General features: G+C 32.8%; 12 protein-coding genes. All 12 read left to right on the forward strand.

Annotated features, from left to right (window positions below; translation table 11 throughout):
• Nucleotides 1-43 precede the first annotated feature (43 nt).
• The 12 genes from ACFQ1R_RS08115 (at nucleotide 44) to ACFQ1R_RS08170 (ending at nucleotide 23,315) form a co-directional block, all read left to right on the forward strand.
• Nucleotides 44-3,493: a TonB-dependent receptor gene (locus ACFQ1R_RS08115; RefSeq protein ID WP_379925642.1), complete on the forward strand. Its 3,450-nt coding sequence runs from the start codon at nucleotides 44-46 to the stop codon at nucleotides 3,491-3,493.
• A 12-nt stretch (nucleotides 3,494-3,505) separates the two neighbouring features.
• Complete coding sequence (locus ACFQ1R_RS08120) at nucleotides 3,506-5,413, forward strand: RagB/SusD family nutrient uptake outer membrane protein (RefSeq protein WP_379925643.1); 1,908 nt, start codon at nucleotides 3,506-3,508, stop codon at nucleotides 5,411-5,413.
• A gap of 151 nt (nucleotides 5,414-5,564) precedes the next feature.
• On the forward strand, nucleotides 5,565-6,920 hold the full coding sequence (locus ACFQ1R_RS08125) for a glycoside hydrolase family 28 protein (protein ID WP_379925644.1): 1,356 nt from the start codon (nucleotides 5,565-5,567) through the stop codon (nucleotides 6,918-6,920).
• A 28-nt stretch (nucleotides 6,921-6,948) separates the two neighbouring features.
• On the forward strand, nucleotides 6,949-8,343 hold the full coding sequence (locus ACFQ1R_RS08130; RefSeq protein ID WP_379925646.1) for a Gfo/Idh/MocA family protein: 1,395 nt from the start codon (nucleotides 6,949-6,951) through the stop codon (nucleotides 8,341-8,343).
• A 59-nt stretch (nucleotides 8,344-8,402) separates the two neighbouring features.
• On the forward strand, nucleotides 8,403-9,446 hold the full coding sequence (locus ACFQ1R_RS08135; protein ID WP_379925647.1) for a Gfo/Idh/MocA family oxidoreductase: 1,044 nt from the start codon (nucleotides 8,403-8,405) through the stop codon (nucleotides 9,444-9,446).
• Nucleotides 9,447-9,553: 107 nt separating this feature from the next.
• Nucleotides 9,554-10,123, forward strand: coding sequence for an RNA polymerase sigma factor (locus ACFQ1R_RS08140; RefSeq protein ID WP_379925648.1), 570 nt, complete (start codon nucleotides 9,554-9,556; stop codon nucleotides 10,121-10,123).
• A gap of 155 nt (nucleotides 10,124-10,278) precedes the next feature.
• A complete protein-coding gene (locus ACFQ1R_RS08145; protein ID WP_379925649.1) occupies nucleotides 10,279-11,445 on the forward strand; it encodes a FecR family protein in 1,167 nt (388 codons plus the stop codon).
• A gap of 187 nt (nucleotides 11,446-11,632) precedes the next feature.
• On the forward strand, nucleotides 11,633-15,064 hold the full coding sequence (locus ACFQ1R_RS08150) for a TonB-dependent receptor (RefSeq protein WP_379925650.1): 3,432 nt from the start codon (nucleotides 11,633-11,635) through the stop codon (nucleotides 15,062-15,064).
• A gap of 12 nt (nucleotides 15,065-15,076) precedes the next feature.
• Nucleotides 15,077-16,654, forward strand: coding sequence for a RagB/SusD family nutrient uptake outer membrane protein (locus ACFQ1R_RS08155; protein WP_379925651.1), 1,578 nt, complete (start codon nucleotides 15,077-15,079; stop codon nucleotides 16,652-16,654).
• A 26-nt stretch (nucleotides 16,655-16,680) separates the two neighbouring features.
• Nucleotides 16,681-18,579 carry a hypothetical protein gene (locus ACFQ1R_RS08160; RefSeq protein WP_379925652.1) on the forward strand — a complete coding sequence of 633 codons (1,899 nt, stop codon included), beginning with the start codon at nucleotides 16,681-16,683 and terminating at the stop codon, nucleotides 18,577-18,579.
• Nucleotides 18,580-18,808: 229 nt separating this feature from the next.
• Entirely contained in the window at nucleotides 18,809-20,419 is a 1,611-nt protein-coding gene (locus tag ACFQ1R_RS08165) for a GH39 family glycosyl hydrolase (protein ID WP_379925653.1), read from the forward strand.
• Nucleotides 20,420-20,441: 22 nt separating this feature from the next.
• Nucleotides 20,442-23,315, forward strand: coding sequence for a TIM-barrel domain-containing protein (locus ACFQ1R_RS08170; RefSeq protein ID WP_379925654.1), 2,874 nt, complete (start codon nucleotides 20,442-20,444; stop codon nucleotides 23,313-23,315).
• Nucleotides 23,316-23,325 lie beyond the last annotated feature (10 nt).

A 23,325-nucleotide genomic window follows, 5' to 3' on the forward strand; every position in this document is an offset into this window, starting at 1 on the left:
GACAACTAAATTTAGTCATACACTATTTAAACACATTAAAAATATGAAAAAACTTCATGATAGAAAAGGCAGAAAACTGTTACTTCTAAAATTTAATCTAAAAATGAAATTAACAACCCTATTTACAATAGCATCATTTTTCACTATGATGGCAAATACAGGTTATACACAAAACATTACATTACATGTTGAAAATGTAACAGTATCACAAGTTATTGATAAAATAGAAGCTTCAACAAATTATAGATTTGTTTACAACACAAAATTTGTTGACCTAAATAGAAAAGTATCAATACAAGTTGAAAACGATTTAATTGAAAATGTTTTAAGCAACTTATTTAATAATACAAGTACTTCTTTTCTAATAAGAAATACACAAATTATTTTAAAAGAAACTAAAAACATTAACTCAAATTCAGTATCAAAACCAACTACTGTTAATATCCAAACACATAAAATAAGCGGAATAATTACAGATGCCAATGGACAACCGCTAGCTGGTGCTAACATTGTTGAAAAAGGAACATACAATGGTACGCAGTCTGATTTTGATGGAAACTTCACTTTAAATGTTGCAAACTCGAATGCAACCATAGTTGTTTCATATGTTGGTTTTATCACAAAAGAAATACCAATTAACAATCAAAAAACTATAAGCATTACATTATTAGAAAGTGCCGATATTTTAGAAGAAGTTGTTGTAATTGGTTATGGAACTGTAAAAAAACGCGATTTAACTGGTGCTGTGTCTTCAGTTAAAAGTGATGAAATCAAATTAGCGCCTGTAACAAGCCCTATTGAAGCCATTCAAGGTCGCGTTGCCGGTTTAGATATCACGAGAAATGATGGTCGTTCAAATTCTGGTGTTAGCATTTTACTTCGCGGTAACAGATCGTTAACAGCTAGCAGCGAACCCATTTATATTATTGATGGTATTCAAGGAAGCATCAACAACTTAAACCCAAACGATATTGAATCTATTGATGTTTTAAAAGACGCTTCTTCAACAGCAATTTACGGTTCTGCTGGTGCTAATGGTGTAATTATTATTACTACCAAAAAAGCTAAAGATGGCAAAATACAAGTAGATTTTGATTCTTACGTAAGTATAAATGGTAATCCATCTTACCCTAGCCCTTTAAAAGGCGATGCTTGGCTAAATTATTTAAGAGAAGGTTATATTGCATCTGGAAATCCTACACCTAATGATAGAGACGCTGTACTTTCTGCATGGAATTTATCACCTACAATTCTAAACCCATATATAAACAATTCAAAATACATTGATTGGGTTGATGAAACTTTTAAAACAGGTATTCAAACCAACAATACGTTATCTATTCGTGGTGGAACCGATAAAGTGCAAGCAAGTTTTTCAATGGGATATAACAAAACAGAAGGTGTTTATAAAGATGACTTCACTAATGTTTACACCATGCGTGGTGATTTGAATATTAAAGCTACAGATTGGGCTAAATTTGGTATTACCACAGGTTTAATTTTTAGAGATAGAGAATCTAACAGAAGTCGTATTAATAAAGCCTTCGGCATTATCCCTCTAGGAGATGCATACAATGAAAACGGAGACATAAACCAATTCCCAGTTGAAGGTTTAACAGATTTGGTTAGTGTACTAGCTAATAATATACCAGGAACTTACAAAAACAATAACAAATATTATAACATAACTGCAAACCCGTATGCTGAATTTACGCTTGCCAAAGATTTAACTATCAAATCTATTTTAGGCGTTTCAATATCAAATGGCAGAACTGGAGAGTTTAAAAGTGACCATACATACCTAATGCTTACAGGTAGTGAAAATGCTATTAGAAGCGGTTCTTACAGTACTAGTTTAGGGTATTCATATAATTGGGAAAACATATTAAACTATAAAATTACACTTAATGAAGACCACGATTTTGGAGCTACTTTCATAACATCTTATGCAAAAAATCAAAATGAAGAATCTTATGCTTACAGCGAAGGTTTTTTATATGACGATTTCTCATTCTATAATATTGATGCTGGCTTAAACCCAAGAGTTTCTTCAGATTATTATCACAAAAAACGCATGTCTTATGCTGGTAGATTAAATTACAGCTACAAAGGCAAGTACTTATTAACAGGTTCTATTAGATATGATGGCGTTTCGCAACTAGCTAACAACAGATGGGATGCGTTTCCTGCGGGTGCAGTAGCATGGCGTATTTCAGATGAAAACTTCATGAAAAGCACTAACAATTGGTTAAATAATTTAAAATTACGCGCAGGCTACGGTGTTTCTGGTAATACAAATATAGATTCTTATGTTACAAGATCTGAAACCACAAATGGTCCGGATGCTTTAAATTTTGGAAGCGGACAAGTACTAACAACAATTCCTACCGAATTTATTGGTAATAGTGATTTGTCTTGGGAGAAATCTTATAATTTAAATATAGGTTTAGACTTTGGGTTATTACATAATAGAATAGATGGCTCAATAGAATGGTATAACACAGACACAAAGGATGTAATTTACGAACGCGCATTACCCTCTACAATTGGTGGTGTAACTCCCAAAATTCAATACGCACAATATGGTAACATTGCAGAAATGAACAACCATGGTATTGAATTAACACTAACTAGCACAAATGTTAGAACAAAAAATTTTCAATGGAACTCTACACTAACTTTTGCTAGAAACTGGGAAGAAATAAACGCCATTAGTTTAGGTGATAATGTATCGCTAGACGATTTAATTTCTGAAGGATTACATATAGGTTCACCAAAAGATATATTTTATACTTATAAAAAAATAGGTATTTGGCAAATAGGTGAAGAAGCTGATGCTGCGGTTTTTGGACTTCAACCTGGTGATACAAAAATTCAAACCAGCTTAAATAAAATATCTGATGGTGTTTGGGGTAGAACTATTAAAGATGCTTCTGGCAATTCTGTTGATGAACAATATACCGCAAGTAACCCATACGCAATAAACCCTACAGATGACAGACAAATTATTGGTCAAGCAGCACCAAAATGGACAGCTGGTTTTCAAAATACATTTAAATACAAAAATTTCGATTTAAGTATTTATGCAACAGCACGTTGGGGACAAATGATAGACGGCGAATTACTAGGATATTTCAAACAAGGTGTAATAAATATTCCTGATAATTATGATTATTGGACACCTACAAATCCAACAAACGATTTCCCAAGACCATATACAACAAGAAGCACACCACCATCTGCTCCTAATTTAGGTTTAACTAATGTAGATGCTTCATACTTAAAAATTAAAAATATAACCTTAGGATATTCATTACCACAAAGTTTTGCAAAAAGTATTGGAGCAACAAATTTTAGAGTTTACGGTACTATTTATAATTCTTTAGTAATTACAAAAAGTCATTTACTAGATGGGTTAGACCCAGAAACTAGAGCTTCAGATTCATTTCCATTATATAAACAAATGGTTTTCGGTTTAAACATGTCATTTTAAAAAAAGAAAAAGATGAAAAAAATACTAAATTTAAAAACAACACTACCTGTAATATTACTGGTATTCATGATAACTTCCTGCGATTTAGACGAAGTTAATTACAGAACCGCAGATACAGATATTTCATATAAAAGTCCTGATGGCTATGAAAGTTTATTAAACTATGGCTATGATGCTTTATATTATTTCTATGGAAAAGTAGATGGTATTGGAGCTCAAGAAATGGGAACAGATTTATGGTGGTCTGAATCTAAATACACAGCATACACACAATATGATGGTAGTTTAAACACAGATCAAGGTCAGAATACTGTTTTTTGGCAAGGCTTTTATGCTGCAATCAATTATGCAAATTTAGCCATTTACTATGCTGATAAAGTTGAAGGCTATACCGATGCACAACGAAAAGCTAAAGCAGCTGAAGCTCATTTTTTAAGAGGATGGAGTTATTTGCAAATTGTAGAACAATATGGCAATGTAGTTTTAACAACAAGACCATCTACACTATCTACAAACGAGGATAATTTTCCAGTACGTAGTAGTGAAGAAAAAATTTATGAATTAATTTTAAGCGATTTAGAATTCGCTAGTCAAAATCTTCCTGTAAGTCAAGGTACAGATCGTGGGCGCGCGTCTAAAAAAGCAGCTTTAGGAATGCTTGCGAAAGCTTATCTTCAAAGAACACGTTTAGGTGATGAAGCTTTGTATGCCGGAAAAGCATTAGCTACAGCCAAAGATTTAATTGACAACAGAGTAGCTTATGGTTGTGATTTGTACACAAGTACTGCTACCAAATCTGGATATGCGCAATTATGGGACGGTGTTAACAATAAAACCAATAAAGAATTTTTGTTTATTGAAGCTGTTGATGCTGATACTTATTTTAATCCTGAAGGAGGAAATAGAGGTCGTACCCGTCAATATTACGAAATGGATTTAAAAACAGTAGGTGCTGAATGGGGAACGACTGAGAAAAACTGCGCATGGTATGGTAGAGCTAACGATAGAGGTTTTAAACCTACCAAGTATTTATTAACCGAAATTTTTACTCCTGTAAAAAACCCAGCAGACACTCGTTTTGATAACACATTCTTCACAGAATACTACAACTCTAGATGGTCTGACTTTACAATCAATCAAAATATAATAACTAAATACGGTAAAAATCAATCATTATTAGGTCGTGTAATTAAAAATACCGCTGGCACTTATACAAAAGGTCAAACATATTATGCAGGCAGAAGCGTATATTATCCAACCTTAAATGCCTCTGGAATTGTTAACATGGTTGATACAAATGCTGATGGTTACCTAGATGGTATTTCTGTATTCACACCTAATTACCCAATGACAGCATCAGAAAAAAGCTCACTACCGTTTCTTGTTGTAACACCTGAGGAACAATTTGAAGCAAATGGAAAATCTGTAACGGCTGCTTCTGGAGGTCTAGGTGCAGAATATAGCAACTGCTATCCTTCTCTAAATAAATTTTCATCTATTTATTGGATTTTTAATAACCAAAGATGGATGGGTGATGTTCCAATTCTTCGTTTAGGCGATGTTTATTTAATTGCTGCTGAAGCTGCACTTCGTAAAAATAATGATCAAGCAACTGCTGCAACATACGTAAACACATTACGTAAACGTGCAGCTGTAACAAGTCGTGAAAATGAAATGATTGTTTCTGCAGGACAAGTAACTTTAGATTTTATTTTAGCTGAACGTGCAAGAGAATTAACTGGAGAACAAGTACGTTGGGAAGATTTGAAAAGATTTGGAAAACTTACAAGTGCCTATTTAACTTCAAAAAACCCAGATATTACAGCTTTTGATGATAATAAACACAAAGTAAGACCAATTCCTCAAGCATTTCTTGATGCCATAGTTAATGCTGATGAATTTGGTACTAATGGATATTAATTTTAGTTAGTTTAGTTTGTTTAATAATTTAGATAGTAAGCTTCGGTAAGCTATCTAATAGAAATTGGGAATACTTTTAATTCTAATAAAAAGTATTCCCTTTTTTTAGTAAATTTAACAACCAAATTAGTAAATAATTCAAATTATTCTGATGCTTAAACAATTCTTCTTTTGTGTTTTTTTACTAATTTTTCAAAACATTAGTTCTCAAATTAACACACCAGAGTATAACGTTTATAATTTTGGAGCAAAAGGTGATGGCGTTACAAACGATCAAGAAGCCATTCAAAAAACTATCTCAGCTTGTTCTAAAACTGGTGGCACAGTAATTCTAAAAAATGGTACTTTTTTAACGGGTCAATTAAAATTAGTAAGTAATCTGGTTTTAAAAATTGATTCTTCTGCAACTATTTTAGGAATTAAATCTGATGAAGAAAAAGACTATCCACACCATCTTATAGAAACAAAATACCCTAACCGTATGTTGCAAGATTGCCAAAGACGTTTACTATACGGCAATAATATAACCAATGTTACTATTACAGGTGGCGGTACCATTAATGGACAAGGTGATTATGAACCTTGGATGCATGTAAAAGAATTAGGAATTGAAAAAGATCGACCTTCAATTCTTGCTTTCGTAGGTTCAAAAAACATAACTATTTCAAATATCAAACTCTTAAAACCAGCTTGTTGGACGCAAGTTTATATTGAGTCGGAAAATATTATTATTAAAAACATAAAAGTCAATACAGGCAATTTAACCCCAAACCGTGATGGTATTGATATAGTTGATTGCCATAATGTGATTATAGAAGATAGCTTCATTCAATCAGAAGACGATGGTATTTGTTTTAAAAGTGGTAGTGAATTCGGCTGTAAAGATATTATTGTAAGACGTTGTATTATTGACAAACTTAATGTTAATGCTGGAAATTGCTTTAAATTAGGAACAGATGGTTTGGGTAGTTTTATGAACTTTGATGTTTCTGAATTAACATTAAAAAACGCTTATCAAAATTCTGCAATTGCAATTGAATCCATGGATGGTGCTGTAATCGATAACATGACTATTAGAGATTCTAATATAACCAATTGCGGTCAAGCCTTCTTTATTATACTAGCAGACAGAAAAAGAACTGTACCTAAAAGAAATCCGCGCATAGGAACAATTTCTAACATCCATTTCAAAAACATTACAGGAACAAATTTTACCCAACAATACCCTTCAATAATTACTGGAATTGTTGGCCATAACATTCAAAACATCTCTTTTGAAAATATCAATTTAAATTTAAAAGGAGGTATAAACACCACCACCCAAACCGTAATGGAATATGATGGAAAATACCCAGAAGGCAGCTATTTTGGAAATACAAATGCACATGCCTTTTTTATAAGACATACTGATAATGTTACTTTTACAAATTGTAAAATAACAACTGAAACTGAAGATGAACGTGAATGGATAGTAACCGAAAACGTAAAAAATATTTCAATTAAATAAAACCAATTAACCACTAAACTTTAATAACATGACTAATACTAGACGACAATTTTTAGCATCAATAAGTATGCTAGCGGCTTATAGTGCCTTTCCAATTAATGCTTTCAGCTTTGGTAGTTCAAAAAAACTTAGAGTAGTGCTTGTAGGAACAGGTGTTCGAGGTATTAGCTTTTGGGGAAAACGACTTATTGAAGAATATTCAGATATTTTAGAATTTGTAGGATTAAGCGATATAAATCCTGGCAGATTAGAATACGCTAAAAAATACATTGGTGTAAATTGCCCAACGTTTATTGATTTTGACGCCATGTTGAATAAAACAAAACCAGACCTAATTATAGTAACAACAGTAGATGCTACACACCATCAATTCATAATAAAAGGTTTGGAATTTGGTTGTGATGTGCTTACCGAAAAACCATTAACTACTGATGAAACTAAAGCGCAAGCCATTTTAAATGCCGAAAAAAAATCTGACAAAAAATTGATTGTTGGTTTTAATTACAGATGGAGTCCTTACAGCACAAAAATTAAAGAATTGTTAAGTAGCGGTACTATTGGTAAAATCACTTCGGTAGACTTTAACTGGTATTTAAACACACATCATGGCGCTTCTTATTTTAGAAGATGGCATGGTGAAAAAGACAAAAGTAATTCACTTTGGGTACACAAATCTACACATCATTTCGATTTGGTAAATTGGTGGTTAGATTCAGATCCTGAAGAAGTTTTCGCCTACGGAAGCTTAGAACATTATGGTGCAAACGGTCCTTTTAGAGGCGATAATTGCAGAACTTGCGAACACAAAACAAATTGCGAATACTTTTTTGATATTACAAAAGACAAACACATGATGCAACTATATGTAGCAAACGAAAAACACGATGGATATATTAGAGACAATTGTTTATTTAGAAACAACATAGATATTTACGATAAAATGTCTGCTCAAATAAAATATGCCAACAACGCTACTGTAAATTACTCACTAACAACCTATTCGCCTTATGAAGGTTGGCGCATCGCTTTCAATGGTACAGAAGGCAGAATTGAAGCATCTTTAGATATTCCTTACAACAAAAAAACCGATGTGTCTCAAGCAGAAATGCATGCCAAGGAAATGGAACAAAACGCTTTAGAAGAAGCCGAAACAGAAACTATCATTGTACATAAACTATGGAAAGATTACAACAAGGTTTTAGTACCAACTGAAAGAGGTGGTCATGGTGGTGGCGATAAACGTTTACACGACAAAATTTTTAAAACACCAAATGAAACAGATCCATTTGAAAGAGCTGCTGGTAGTAGAGATGGTGTTATGTCTGCCATTATAGGTATTGCCGCTAGAAAAAGTATAGAATCTGGAAAACCAATAAAAATAGCCGATTTAACAGATATTAAACCATTACCAAACCGCGCCTAGTACTAGTGTGGTTAAATTCATATTTGTATTTTAGAGGTTATTATTAAAAAACAATCAATATGCAACCAATTCAAGTAGCCCTATGTTCATATGGCATGAGTGGTCATGTTTTTCATGCACCTTTTATTTCTGTAAATCCTAAATTTAATTTATATGCTGTTTTTGAAAGAACAAAAAACGAAGCTCAAAAGCATTATCCAAATATAAAAACGTTTCGCACTTTAGAAACCATGTTGAATGATGATGCAATTGAATTGGTTGTTATAAACACACCAAATGTTACACATTTCGATTTTGCTAAAAAGGTTATAAATGCTGGCAAACATCTGGTTATAGAAAAACCATTTACCGCTACAGTTGCAGAAGCTGAGTATTTAATTCAATTGGCAAAAGAAAAAAATGTAATCATGTCCGTTTACCATAACCGCAGATATGATAGTGACTTTAAAACTGTGCAAAACGTATTAGAAAATGGATTATTGGGTACCATTGTTGAAGCCGAATTTCATTACGACCGTTTTGATCCTGTATTAAGCTATAAGGTTCATAAAGAAACTCCAACTGTTGGTGTAGGTAGTATATACGATTTAGGTTCGCATTTAATAGACCAAGCATTACAATTATTCGGAATGCCAAAAGCTATTTTTGCCGATTTAGATTCGTATCGACCAAACTCTAAAGTTGGCGATTATTTTGATGTAAAACTATTTTACCCATCACATCGTGTTATATTAAAATCGAGTTATTACGTTCGCGAGCCACTAGCTGGAAACATTTTACACGGTACCAAAGGCTCATTTATAAAAACTAAAGCCGATGTACAAGAAAAAGAACTTCAATTAGGAAAAATGCCAGATAGTGTTAATTGGGGAACAGAACCAGACACCGAAAAAGGGGTATTGCACACAGAAAAAGATGGTAAAATAACCAAAGAATACATCCCAACATTAAAAGGAAATTACATGGTATATTATGATGGTATTTATGAAGCCATTAGAAATAATAAACCCGTTCCTGTTACTGCGGAAGATGGCAAAAAAGTTATCGAAATTATTGAAGCTGCACTAAAAAGTAATACTAAAAAAAGCGTTGTAGAATTATAATTAATTAACTAAAAACACCTTTAGGCGCATCAAAACCTCAAATAATTCATAAACCGCGTAAAATCGTTTAATTTTATTACTTTGCAGCATCATAAGCAAAAGCAATCTTGGAAAATAATGATTTAACGCATTCTGAATCTTTCCTTTCTCTCTTAAAAAAGGGAGATAAAGATGCTTTTAAAATTATTTTCGACACTTATTACAAAAGACTTTTCGCCTTTGCGCTACAATACACTGAAGACAAATTTGCTGCCGAAGAAATTGTTGAAGAAACCTTACTTAAACTTTGGCAAAAACGAACCAAGTTAGAAAAAGTAGAAAATTTAAAATCTTACTTATACACTATGGTTAGAAATGCTTCAATAGATTATTTAAAAAAAGAAAAAAAATTTGTTCGTTTAGATGCCAAAAAACACAATTCAATTTCTACAAAAGAACAATATATCATTGAAGAAGAAACACATGCTATTTTATTTCAAGCTTTAGAAACTTTACCCGAAAAATGCAGAAAAGTTTTTGAACTATCTTGTTTAGATGGTGCAAAATATAAAGACATAGCTGAAGACCTTCAAATAAGCATAAACACAGTAAAATCGCAACGCGCTAGAGCTATAGAATTACTTAAATCGTACTTAAAAAACTATCCTTTTTATCAAATATTTTTAGCTTCATTATAAAAAATTAAAAAATAATTAATTTTTTTTCCACCCTAAACACACTTTCCACAGTCATATTAACAGTACATTAACATTTGTATTGCCTTTTTGTTAAAATGGCAATCATTATTTTTAGATTTTAACAAAAAAGATTTAACAATCTTATCGAATTATAAATGACACCAATAAGTCCATCAGAATATCAAATAGCGCAATTAATATATAAATCAATTGCAAAAATAATTACCATTGAAGAACAAAATATACTTGATGCTTGGTTAAAAAACGAAACCAATTTAGCCCTTTATACTAAAATTATTGATAAAAATACCATACAAGATAAATTAAGCATATACAAACAAATTGAAACCGAAAGAATTTACAAAAAACTAGAAAGCAAAATAATTAAACATCATAAAAAAACGAAGCAATTAAAAGTTTTTAGAATTTTTAAATATGCATCTGTTATTATAGTGTTTTTAGGTTTAGGTTATATGTATCAAAATGGTTATTTCAAAAGCAACAAACCATTTGTTATTCCTAACGAACAAATTACACTTCAATTAGAAAATGGCACTATTAAAGTAATAAACGAAGATGGTTCATCGCAAGTAAAAGATGCTAAAGGAAACATAATAGGCACGCAAAATGGCACTCAAATAGTTTATGGTAACGATTCTTCTGAAGAGAAACTAACCTACAACACCTTAACCGTACCTTATGGAAAACGTTTTGAAATAGCACTATCAGACGGTACTACGGTTCATTTAAATGCTGGAACATCATTAAAATATCCTGTAAAATTCTTAAAAGACCAAAATCGTCAAGTATTTCTAAAAGGTGAAGCGTTTTTTAAAGTAGCCAAAGACACCAAACATCCATTTGTAGTAAATTCGGACGCATTAAATGTTCAAGTACTTGGAACGCAATTTAATGTATCTAGCTATCCTGAAGACACTGAAACTGATGTTGTTTTAGTAGAAGGTTCGGTAAACTTATACACTACAAAAAATAAAGACAATAACGTATTATTAAAACCTGGGTTTAAAGGAAGCTACAACAAAAACACCTCTAATAATATTACCACAAACCCTGTTATAACAAGCATTTATACCTCTTGGGTAAATGGTGAATTGGTTTTTAGAAACATCACCTTTGATAATATTCTAAAAAAAATGGAAAGACAGTATAATGTTGAAATTACCAACAACAACACAGTGCTAACCAATGAAAAATTCAACGCTAGTTTTAGAAACGAACCTATTGAAAAAATACTAGACTATTTTAAAATTACTTACAACGTAAACTATTCAATAAACCAAAATAAAATACTAATCAACTAAACTAAAACCACCACCACGCCTATGATATAAATAAGCAAAAAAAAACACCAAACTAAACTAAACACATCTTACCGCTCCTTCACGAAATTACAGAGCAAAAAAAAAATCGGAAAATGTTGACGCATTTCCCGATAGTTTAAAGATGTGATTAAACGAAACTAATAACCACAATTAACACTTCAAAAGTATGAAAAAACTTCTTAACAAGAAAAGAAGCCATCATAGTCCATTATTAAAATTTGATTTAAAGATGAAGCTAAGTGCACTGTTTATATTTGTTATATTCTTTACCTTACATGCTAATACATCCTATTCGCAAAAAGCAAAAATATCTTTAAACTTAAATAATGTAAGCGTTGGCCAACTAATAGATGAAATTGAAAGCACTACAGAATTTCGATTTGTTTATAAAATTAAAGATGTAAACCTTAACCGAAACATATCAATTTCAGTCGAAAAGGAATCCATTAATACAATTTTAACCCAAATATTTCAAGACACAAACACAGCATATAATATTGTTGACAGACAAATATTTCTTCTAAAAAAAGAAGAATCTAATATTAAAAAACAAGTTCTTGAAAACTCGACTGAAAAAGAAAACACTGTTCAAACATGGGCTGTGAATGGTACTATTTTAGATAGTTTTGAACAACCTTTACCAGGAGCCAATATTATAGAAAAAGGCACTAAAAACGGTACTCAATCAAATTTTGATGGCAATTTTTCAATAAACGTTTCAAACAAAAATGCTGTTTTAGTTATCTCATACGTTGGTTTTTTAACACAAGAAGTTCAAATAAGTGGTAAAAACAAACTAAATATCATTTTAAAAGAAGATACCGCAACCTTAGAAGAGGTTGTTTTGGTTGGCTATGGTACACAAAAAAAAGCACTTGTTACTGGTGCTAGCGTACAAGTTAGTGGTGAAAATCTTGAAAAAATGAGTGCCGTAAACGCACTTCAAGCATTACAAGGACAATCACCTGGTGTTCAAATTACATCAACCTCTGGTCAACCTGGTGAAAGTTTAAAGGTTGTTATTAGAGGTGTAGGTTCTACATCTGGTAGCTCTCCAATATATGTTGTAGATGGTATTATTACAGGCGATATTTCATACTTAAATAATTCTGATATCGAGTCTATTTCTATTTTAAAAGATGCTGCATCTGCTGCTATATATGGCTCTCAAGCATCTAATGGTGTTATTTTAGTATCAACCAAAAAAGGAAAAAGGGGTTCTGCAGCTCAAATTACCTTCGATCAATATTATGGACTTCAATCAGTTCCTAAAAAAATAGACTTATTAAATGCATCAGAATATGCAATCATGCTAAATGAAGCTGCAATGAATTCTGGAAAAAACCCATATTTCACAAATGCGGAAATTGCTACTTTAGGAAAAGGCACCAATTGGATGAATGAGATGTTTGTAGATAACACAACTACTCAAAATTATGCTTTAGGCGTTTCAGGTGGTTCAGAAAGTTCTGTTTACTCTGGTTCGCTTTCCTATTTAGGTCAAGAAGGTATTGTAGGTGGTAAAGACTTATCTAACTACGAACGCTACAATTTCAGATTCAATTCTGAACACAAACTTTATAAAGATGTTGTAACTTTTGGTGAAAATTTAAGTTTTGCATACATAAACAAAAACGGTATTGGTGTTGGAAATCAATACAATAATTCTTTAAGAAGTGCTTTTAGTGTTACACCACTTTTACCAATGTATGATACAAATGGTGACTTTTACAGCACGGTTAATGATTCTGATCCTTGGCTTGCAGGCATTGCAAACCCATATGCAGAAATGGTTTATAACAACCAAAACGAAAGCAATAATCAAAAACTGTTAGGAAATATTTATTTACAAATAGAACCTATAAAAAACCTAACATTTAAAACTACATTAGGGTTAGATTATTATGCTGGCGAAGGGCATTCTTATAGTCCAATATATGAATTATCTGTTTATTCTTTTAACAATTTCAATAGAGCATCTCAAAGCATGAATAAAGGTAAAAGTTTAACTTGGGACAACCTTTTAACTTATAAATTTGATGTTACTAGCAATCATCACTTTGAAACCATGTTAGGCTCATCTTCAATTAATTATGATGGAACTTCAATTTTTGCAAGTAATGTAAATGTTATTTTTAATGATTTAGAACATGCATGGTTAGATAATGCAACAAATAGAGATGGTGCTTTAATAGGTGGACCAAATGGCAATAAATCTGAAAGCAAAAGAATGTCTTACTTTGGCAGGTTAAATTATAGTTTTAAAGATACTTATTTAATAAACGCAACATTTAGAGCCGATGGTTCTTCTAATTTTCATCCAGATAACCAATGGGGTTATTTCCCATCAATATCTGCTGGTTGGGTTTTAACTAATGAAACTTTTTTAAACAATTCTAACACGTTCAATTTTTTCAAATTAAGAGCTAGTTGGGGACAAGTTGGAAACCAAAATGCAGGAGCATTTCAATTTTTAGCACCAATACAAACAGCAACAACCAATTATATTTTTGGTACAACCGAAGGCGTTCTTACACCAGGAGCATATCCAAACAGATTACCTAATCCAGGTTTAAAATGGGAAACTTCTGAGCAAACAAACATAGGTTTTGATGCTAGATTATTTAACAATGCACTAAATGTAAATTTCGATTGGTATAAAAAAACTAATAAAGATTGGTTAATTGTAGCTCCAATATTAGCAACTGCTGGTGCTGATGCACCTTATATTAACGGTGGTAATGTTGTAAATACTGGTTTTGAATTAGCTTTACAATACCAAAACACCCTAGGTGATTTTAGCTACAGCATAGCTGCAAATGGCGCTTACAACAAAAATAAAGTTGGAGAAATACCAACTGCCGATGGCATTATTCATGGGCAAACCAACCAACTTTACAATAATGCACCAGAGTTTTACAGAGCGCAAGACGGGTTTCCTTTAGGGTATTTTTGGGGTTTAAAAACTGGTGGTGTTTTTCAAAACCAACAACAAATTGATGATTATGGTATTCAACCAAGTGCTGCACCTGGAGATATTATATATCAAGACTTAAACAATGACGGAAAAATTTCGGATGCCGATAAAACAAATATAGGAGATCCAAATCCTGATTTCACCTTTGGTTTTTCAATATCAGGAAATTACAAAGCTTTTGATTTTTCTGTAGCTGCAAATGGTGTTGCAGGAAATCAAATAGTACAATCCTACAGAAACCAATCTAGTGCCTACGGAAACTATACAACAGCTATATTTAGTCGTTGGCATGGTGAAGGATCATCAAACTCAATGCCTAGAGTAACTGAAGACAATAGAAACTTTACGCAGTTTTCAGACCTTTATATACATGATGGTGATTTTTTAAGACTAAGCAATGTTACCATTGGTTTCGATTTTGCTAAATTAAATTTAAGCAAACCATTTTTCGCAAACCAATTTAGAGTTTATATTTCTGCAATAAACCTTCACACCTTTACTAAATACAATGGTATGGATCCTGAAATTGGATTTGGTACCGATGGCTTTTCTTCTGGTGTTGATGTTGGCTACTACCCTAGACCAAGAACGTTCATGATGGGATTAAACGTTAAACTTTAAAAAATATAGAAAATGAAAAATACATATATATACATATTGTTTTTAGGTTTGTTATCACTAAGTTCTTGTAGCTTAGACACCGAACCTTTAACACAGTTAACAGATTCCAATTTTTATAAAACTACTGATGATGCATACAAGGCCTTAGTTGGCTGTTATGACGGATTACAAGTTGCTACTGGTGGTATAGGTGGTTTAAGTTTTCCTGTAACCAGCGAGGTACTATCGGATGATTGTTTTGGAGGAACAGGAAACTCAGATGGTTTTGGATTTCAAGCAGTAGATGAATTCGACACAAATAAATCGCCATCTGATGTAGATTTATTAAACAGTAACTGGGTTGCCTACTATAGAGCCTTGTACAGATGCAATGTGTTTTTAACTAAAATGGACCAAATTGATTGGAAAGGCAATACCGTTTTAAGAAACACTTACGAATCTGAAACAAAATTTATAAGAGCCTATATTTATTTTGAAATGGTTAGATTATGGGGAAACATTCCTTTATTAACACAACCTTCAACTGAAAATATCCCACAAGCTACTCCCGCAGAAGTGTATGCTGTAATTGCTCAAGATTTAGTTTTTGCGTCTGAAAATTTACCTTCAGTAGCATATAATAGTGTTGATAGTGGGCGCGTAACAAAATGGGCAGCAAAAGCCTTACTTGGTCGTGTTTATTTATACTATACTGGCTACTACAACACAACAGATTTAGCTGGCGTAGTAACTAAAGCACAAGCATTAACACATTTAGAAGATATTATTACTTCTAGCGGGCATGATTTAGTTAGTAATTTCTCAAATCTTTGGCCAGCAGCTTCTGTAGATAATTATGCTGGCGAAGCTAACAAAGAAGTCGTTTTTTCTATTAAATACACTTACACAAGTGACTATAATGGAAATACCGATGGCAACCATTGGATGGTTATGTTTGGTATGAGAGAATTTACCTCGTATCCTTATGGAAATGGTTGGGGAGTAACTGTAAATTCTAAACTATGGAATGCCTATGATAGTAACGACACACGACAAGTAGCTACAATTATAGGAATTGATGAAGAAGATATACCATTTAACAAAATAAATAGTCAACGAGAATACACAGGTTATTACAATAAAAAATATGCTCCAATGTCCGATGAAGCTGGCAATAGTGTTGTAACTGCTTTGGGCGGTACAAGTTTTCAAATTAGCCAATTTCAAGATTATATAGTTATGCGATATGCTGATGTATTATTAATGGCTGCTGAATTAGGAAGCGCAAATGCACAAACTTATTTTGATAAGGTTAGACAACGTGCTTACCAATCAAACTTTACTTCTACACCAGTAAATCAAACAAATATAATGAACGAAAGACACTTAGAGTTTGCACTTGAAGGCATTAGATATTGGGATTTATTACGTCAAGGCATAAGTACCGCAGCTTCAACAATTGCTGAAACCACAACACTTTTAAGCGGTGGAGTATCAGGAACAAAAACAATTTCAGCTAGTAAAATTCAAACAACAAAAGGATTGCAACAAATCCCAAAAACGCAAATTACATTATCTAATGGCGTTTTACAGCAAAATGCTGGTTGGTAATTTTTAACTAAACTAAATATTTAAAAATGAAAAAAATTAAAATATTAATAACGTCATTTCTGATACTAGGCATTAGTTTCCTAATATCATCTTGTCAGCCAGAATCCTATTCATTAGGCAATATTCTTGATAAATCAGATATCAAGTACGATATCTCCCAAGATTTCAGTATAGACCCTGGAGGTAACACAGTAATCCTTACCAACAAAACCAAAGGCGTTGTGCTTACTTGGGATTATGGAACAGGCAAATCAAACAAAGCTGTTGAAACCGTTAAATACGCCTTTAAAGGTGATTATATTATTAAAATATCGGCTGTAACTGCGGGTGGCATTGTTGAACTAGATCCTGTAACCATAACTGTAACAGACGATAACCTTAACTATGTAAACGATCCGCTTTGGACAAACCTATCTGGTGGCGTAGGCAAATCAAAAACTTGGTTATTAGATTTAAACGCTGAAGGTGTATCTAAATATTTTGCAGGTCCAATGTTTTTTTATGGCACAAATATGGGCTGGCTTGAAGGTGGCGATAATGGCTGCTATGGTAGCGACTGCTGGAATTGGAACCCAGATTGGAAGGGTAATGAATGGTTATTCCCAAATGGCGCACAAAATTTTGGAACTATGACCTTTAATTTAATAAATGGCCCTTTTGTAACCACCAACAATCTTTCTACTGGCACAAATGAATCAGGCACTTATTTTTTAGACAAAGATAATCATACGCTTTCTTTTACTAATGCTTCAATGCTTCACGATTCTGGAAACCAAAGTTGTGTTGAAAGTTGGACGGAAACAAAAGTGTTTTCATTAACAGAGAACACAATGCAATTAGGTGTTTTTAGAAAAGATGGGTGTGGTGGTAGAGTTTTATTAGTATTCAACTTTATATCTAAAGAATATAGCGATAATTGGGTTCCTCAAGATTTACCCGACCCAAATCCAGCTATCGATTTAAATGGTGGTACAGTTGATGATTTATTGTCAACCACCACAACAACTACCAAAACATGGCATTTAAGTAAAGATACACCTTTTAACTGGACCGATTTAAACGGCACTTTCTTAAATGATTGGAATTCTGTAGCAGATTATGAAGCTGCCGGTTGGCCAGGATATATTTCAGCAGACCAATCTACAGTAATTAAAAATAAAATATCATTTTCTAATGATGGAAAAGTAACAACTGTTGATAGTAATGGGGTTCAGAAAACAGGAACCTATTCAACAGAACAAGGCACCAACATTATTTCATTTAGCAATATTACACCTTCGTTTCCTATAGGAAGTTCTTGGGCAACAGTTTCAACAACATCTCAAAACCAGTGGAAAATTGTAAAAACTGCCAAAACTGGAAGTCTAGTTACCGATATTTGGTTTGGCAAACGTGATGAATCTGGCAAAAATGAATATATGGTTTTCCATTTTGTATTAGACAATCCATCTGCCGATCCTGATGCTGAGGTTAAAGCTATTTTAACCGGAAAAACATGGAAACTAGATTCAAATAGAAGCTACAATAAAACAGTAGGTGGCATATCATTACAAGGTCCTGTAATTTTTTCAGATTTTGCAACATGGTCTTGGAACCCATTACCAGGAGAGCATTATGCAGCAGGAAATACAGGTGTAGATTACGGTACTATGGCATTCAACACAAATGGTACTATGGTAGTAAACCAAAGAACCGATAGTGGTATTGTAACTTTAAATGGAAATTGGAGTGTAACAGCAGGAAAACTATCTATTACCGTTGCCATGTTACACCCATGGACTTGTGATTTTGCCGTTGCTAGCTGGACAAATATAAGAACCTTCAAAATTGAAAATGGTGCTTTACTTTTACAAGCAAATAGAGATCCTGCGCTATCTGGTGAAGATGCTTTTTGGATAACTTGGGTTTTTGTACCAGCATCTTAAAATTCAAAACAAAAGTCACTGTATTAATAAACCTAGTACAGTGACTTTGTTATTTCACATTCAGAAAAGCTTTTTTCACTGAATGAATGGTACTGCATTCCATTATATAAGCTTTAATTAAAAATTTATTTTAATCCATTACTAAAACTCTATTAAGAAAGCCTTAAAATTGAAGTTAATTATAAAACCATTGTTAATCAATTATATAAAAGTGATAAAATTATCCAACATGTTTAAAAGCAAAACAAATATATTTAATTTCTCACACCTATATCATCTACTTATATTCCTTGGTTTTACAGCTAATTTAATTAGTCAAAACCTTTCATCAACTAAATTAAACCAAAGAACTATAAAGCTAGACTACAATAACACTACTGGAAAACTAAATACCATGTTTAAAGAGTGTATTGGTGCTGGTCGTGCTAATGAAGGGTTGCGTGCCGATTGGCAACAACAATTAGCCATGGTAAAACAAGATTGTGATTTTAAATATATTAGAATGCACGGGCTCTTAACCGATGATATGGGTGTTTATAAACAAGACGAAAAAGGAAACCCACAATATAATTACCAATATATAGATGTGTTGTACGATTATATTATAAGTGTAGGCATGAAACCTTTTGTTGAACTCGGTTTTATGCCCAATTATTTAGCTAGTGCAGATAAAACCATTTTTTGGTGGAAAGGTAACATAACACCTCCTAATAATTATGACAAATGGCAAGCGTTAATAGAAAATTTAGTAGCACATTTTACAGAACGTTATGGTGAAGATGAAGTAAAAACTTGGTATTTTGAAGTTTGGAATGAACCAAATTTAGATGGTTTTTGGTCTGGAACACAAGATGAATATTTCAAATTATATGAATATACAGCTAAAGCTATTAAGAACGTTAATAGTGCATACCGTATTGGTGGTCCTGCTACCGCTGGTAATGGTTGGATAGCAGAAACTATAAATTTTACAAACCAAAATAATGTTCCTATCGATTTTATTTCAACACATTCATATGGCGTAAAACATGGGTATTTGGATGAATTTGGGACTTCTGGAACTATTTTAAGTAAAGATCAATGGAGCGTAAGCGCTGATATTATTAACGTTCGCAAAAAAATGGACAACTTATCTAAACAAAACCTAGAGCTTCATTATACCGAATGGAGTTCTTCATACACACCTGCAGACCCTATACACGACAGCTACCATCAAGCCGCATATATACTGCAAAAAATTAAGCAAACTGGCACTGCGACAAACTCCATGTCGTATTGGGTTTTTACTGATATTTTTGAAGAATCAGCACCTAGATTCACCCCTTTTCATGGCGGATTTGGTTTACTTAATTATCAAGGCATCAAAAAACCAGCTTATTATGCATATCAGTTTATGAATAAATTAGGTGAAACAGAATTACAAAACTCCGATAATTGTTCATGGGCAACGAAAAATAACAAAGGCGATTTACAATTATTGCTTTGGGATTTTACCAATACACACCCTGGGGATATGGAATTAAATCAAACATACTATATCAAAGATTTACCTTCAAAACCCAAAGAAAAAGTAAACATTCAACTTTCTAATCTTCCTAAAGGAAATTATTCATTGGAAATCTATAAAGTAGGATACAAAAATAACGATCCTTACACAGCTTATCTAAACATGGGAAAGCCCAATCAATTAACCAAACTACAAGTTACGCAGTTAAAAGATGAAAGCAACGGTAAACCATTTTTGATTGAACAAATAAAAGTTAATTCAAACAACAACTTTAACAAAGAAATAGACATAAACGAAAATGATGTTCTGTTTTTTAAAATAATAAAAAAATAAGTAAAAATCAACCACAAATTAGATGACTAAAAACAATATATACGTAAGTTTATTTACAGGATTACTATTAGTAGCTTGTTCTCCAACTCAAAAAACATTTTTAAAAACTAATGATGGTATTGTTGTTCACTTAAATAAAAATAGCAAAACCGAAGTGAATACATTGCGTTTACAAGTTTTAGGAGATGAACTTATTCATGTATCGGCTAGCCCAGAGAACGAATTTCCAAAAGATTCCAGTTTAATTATTATACCTAATATAAAAAAGGTGCCATTTAATGTTTTTGAAGAAGGTGATTCAATATTATTAACTACAGCAACTTTAAAAGTAATGGTTTCAAAGTTAGATGGTGGCATTCAATTTAAAGATAAAGAAGGAAAACTTGTTTTAGCTGAAAAAACAGGCGGTGGCAAATCATTTTCTCCTATTGAAGTTGAAGGCACAAAAGGCTATTCTATTCGTCAAATTTTTGAATCACCAACAGATGAAGCTTTTTACGGCTTAGGGCAACATCAATCGGACGAGTTTAATTACAAAGGTAAAAGTGAAGAATTGTTTCAATACAACACGAAAGTTTCAGTACCATTTATTGTTTCAAACAAAAACTACGGGCTTTTATGGGATAGCTATTCGTTAAGCCGTTTTGGCGATAGTCGTCCATATAAACAATTAAATAGCGTTTTTAAATTATATGATAAAAACGGAGAAATTGGTGCTTTAACTGGATCTTATAAAACTTCAGAAAATGGCGGACAAAACCTTACACGTAAAGAAACTTCTATTTTCTTTGAAGACAAAAAAAGCATCCTAAACTTACCAAAAAAAATTCCTTTGAAACATGCTCATGTTAACTATGAAGGTGCTATTGAAGCTTCTGAAAGTGGCGATTACAATTTTATTTTATATTACGCTGGCTATATTAAAGTGTATTTAAACAATGAATTAATTGTGCCTGAACGTTGGCGAACCGCTTGGAACCCAAATAGCTACAAGTTTTCAATAAACTTAGAAGCAGGAAAACGCGTGCCTTTACGCATTGAATGGAAACCAGATGGCGGCACATCATATTGCGGACTAAGAGTAAGAACACCACAACCACTAGAAGAAAAAAATAATCAAGTTTGGTGGAGTGAAATGAATAAAAAAATGGATTATTATTTTGTTCATGGCGAAAATATGGATACGGTAATAAAAGGCTATCGCACACTAACAGGAAAATCCCAAATCATGCCAAAATGGGCTATGGGTTATTGGCAAAGTCGTGAGCGTTATAAAACTGAAGACGAAATTTTAAGTAATTTAAAAGCGTTTAGAGAACGTCAAATTCCAATTGACAATATTGTTTTAGATTGGAATTATTGGGAAGAAAATGCTTGGGGAAGTCATGAATTTGATGCCACTCGTTTTCCAAACCCTAAAAGAATGGCAGATTCTATTCATGCTTTGAATGCTAAAATGATGATTTCCGTTTGGCCTAAATTTTATGTTACCACCAAACATTTTAAAGAATTTGATTCTAAAGGCTGGATGTACAAACAAGCCATAAAAGATAGTATTCGCGATTGGGTTGGACCAGGTTATGTTGGCTCATTTTATGATGCCTATTCTGCTGAAGCTCGAAAATTATTTTGGAAACAAATTTATGATAATTTATATCCATTAGGCATTGATGCTTGGTGGATGGATGCGAGCGAACCAAACGTTTTGGATTGCACAGATATGAAATATCGCAAATCACTTCAAGGGCCAACAGCTTTAGGTTCTTCTACAGAGTTTTTTAACACATATGCATTAATGAATGCAGAAGCTATTTATAATGGACAGCGAGATGTTGCCCCAAACAAGCGGGTATTTTTATTAACACGTTCTGGTTTTGCAGGGTTACAACGCTACTCAACAGCAACTTGGAGTGGTGATATTGCTACCCGTTGGGAAGATATGAAAGCACAAATTTCGGCAGGATTAAATTTCGCAGTAAGTGGCATTCCTTATTGGACTATGGATATTGGTGGTTTTTGTGTAGAAGATAGATATGTTGCCAGTCAATTGGAGTACGATAAAAGCGAAAAAGAAAATGCCGATTATAAAGAATGGCGCGAGTTAAACGCCCGTTGGCACCAGTTTGGTGCGTTTGCACCGTTGTACCGTTCGCATGGGCAGTTTCCATTTCGCGAACCATGGAACATTGCCCCAAAAGAACATCCAGCTTACGAGTCCATTTTATATTATAACACATTACGCTATAGATTGATGCCATACATCTATTCCATGGCAGGCATGACTCATTTTAATGATTATACCATCATGCGCCCATTGGTTATGGATTTTTCAAACGATAAAAACGTTGAAAATATTAGCGACCAATTTATGTTCGGTCCAAATATAATGGTTTCTCCTATTTATGGTTATGAAATTAGAAATAGAGACGTTTATTTTCCTAAAGAAACGGGTTGGTATAATTTTTATACTGGTAATTACATAAAAGGCGGACAAACATTAAACATTGATGCTCCTTACGAAAAAATACCCCTTTTCATTCCTGAAGGCGCTATCATTCCTGTTGGACCAGACATTCAATATACTAATGAAAAACCAGCAGATACCATTATAGTATATGTGTATCGTGGTAAAAACGGCAGTTTCAACCTATATGAAGATGAAAACGAAAATTATAATTATGAAAAAGGACAGTATGCTACCATTTCATTTAACTATAATGAAGCAGAAGGCACATTAACCATCGGAAACAGAAAAGGTTCTTTTGATGGCATGTTGCAAAACCGAAAATTCATCATCGTTTCTGTAAGTAAAGAAAATCAAAAACCATTTAAATATGATGCTGAAGGACAAACCATCAACTACAACGGAAACCAACAAACCATTAAACTAAATTAAAAAATACTTA

Origin of the sequence: Mariniflexile jejuense, assembly GCF_042675665.1 — a bacterium.
Lineage (GTDB): Bacteria > Bacteroidota > Bacteroidia > Flavobacteriales > Flavobacteriaceae > Mariniflexile > Mariniflexile jejuense.

Coding starts and splice junctions, on each gene's coding strand:
- ACFQ1R_RS08115 (WP_379925642.1), top strand. CDS start 44: ATGAAAAAACTTCATGATAGAAAAGGCAGAAAACTGTTACTTCTAAAA.
- ACFQ1R_RS08120 (WP_379925643.1), top strand. CDS start 3,506: ATGAAAAAAATACTAAATTTAAAAACAACACTACCTGTAATATTACTG.
- ACFQ1R_RS08125 (WP_379925644.1), top strand. CDS start 5,565: ATGCTTAAACAATTCTTCTTTTGTGTTTTTTTACTAATTTTTCAAAAC.
- ACFQ1R_RS08130 (WP_379925646.1), top strand. CDS start 6,949: ATGACTAATACTAGACGACAATTTTTAGCATCAATAAGTATGCTAGCG.
- ACFQ1R_RS08135 (WP_379925647.1), top strand. CDS start 8,403: ATGCAACCAATTCAAGTAGCCCTATGTTCATATGGCATGAGTGGTCAT.
- ACFQ1R_RS08145 (WP_379925649.1), top strand. CDS start 10,279: ATGACACCAATAAGTCCATCAGAATATCAAATAGCGCAATTAATATAT.
- ACFQ1R_RS08150 (WP_379925650.1), top strand. CDS start 11,633: ATGAAAAAACTTCTTAACAAGAAAAGAAGCCATCATAGTCCATTATTA.
- ACFQ1R_RS08155 (WP_379925651.1), top strand. CDS start 15,077: ATGAAAAATACATATATATACATATTGTTTTTAGGTTTGTTATCACTA.
- ACFQ1R_RS08160 (WP_379925652.1), top strand. CDS start 16,681: ATGAAAAAAATTAAAATATTAATAACGTCATTTCTGATACTAGGCATT.
- ACFQ1R_RS08165 (WP_379925653.1), top strand. CDS start 18,809: ATGTTTAAAAGCAAAACAAATATATTTAATTTCTCACACCTATATCAT.
- ACFQ1R_RS08170 (WP_379925654.1), top strand. CDS start 20,442: ATGACTAAAAACAATATATACGTAAGTTTATTTACAGGATTACTATTA.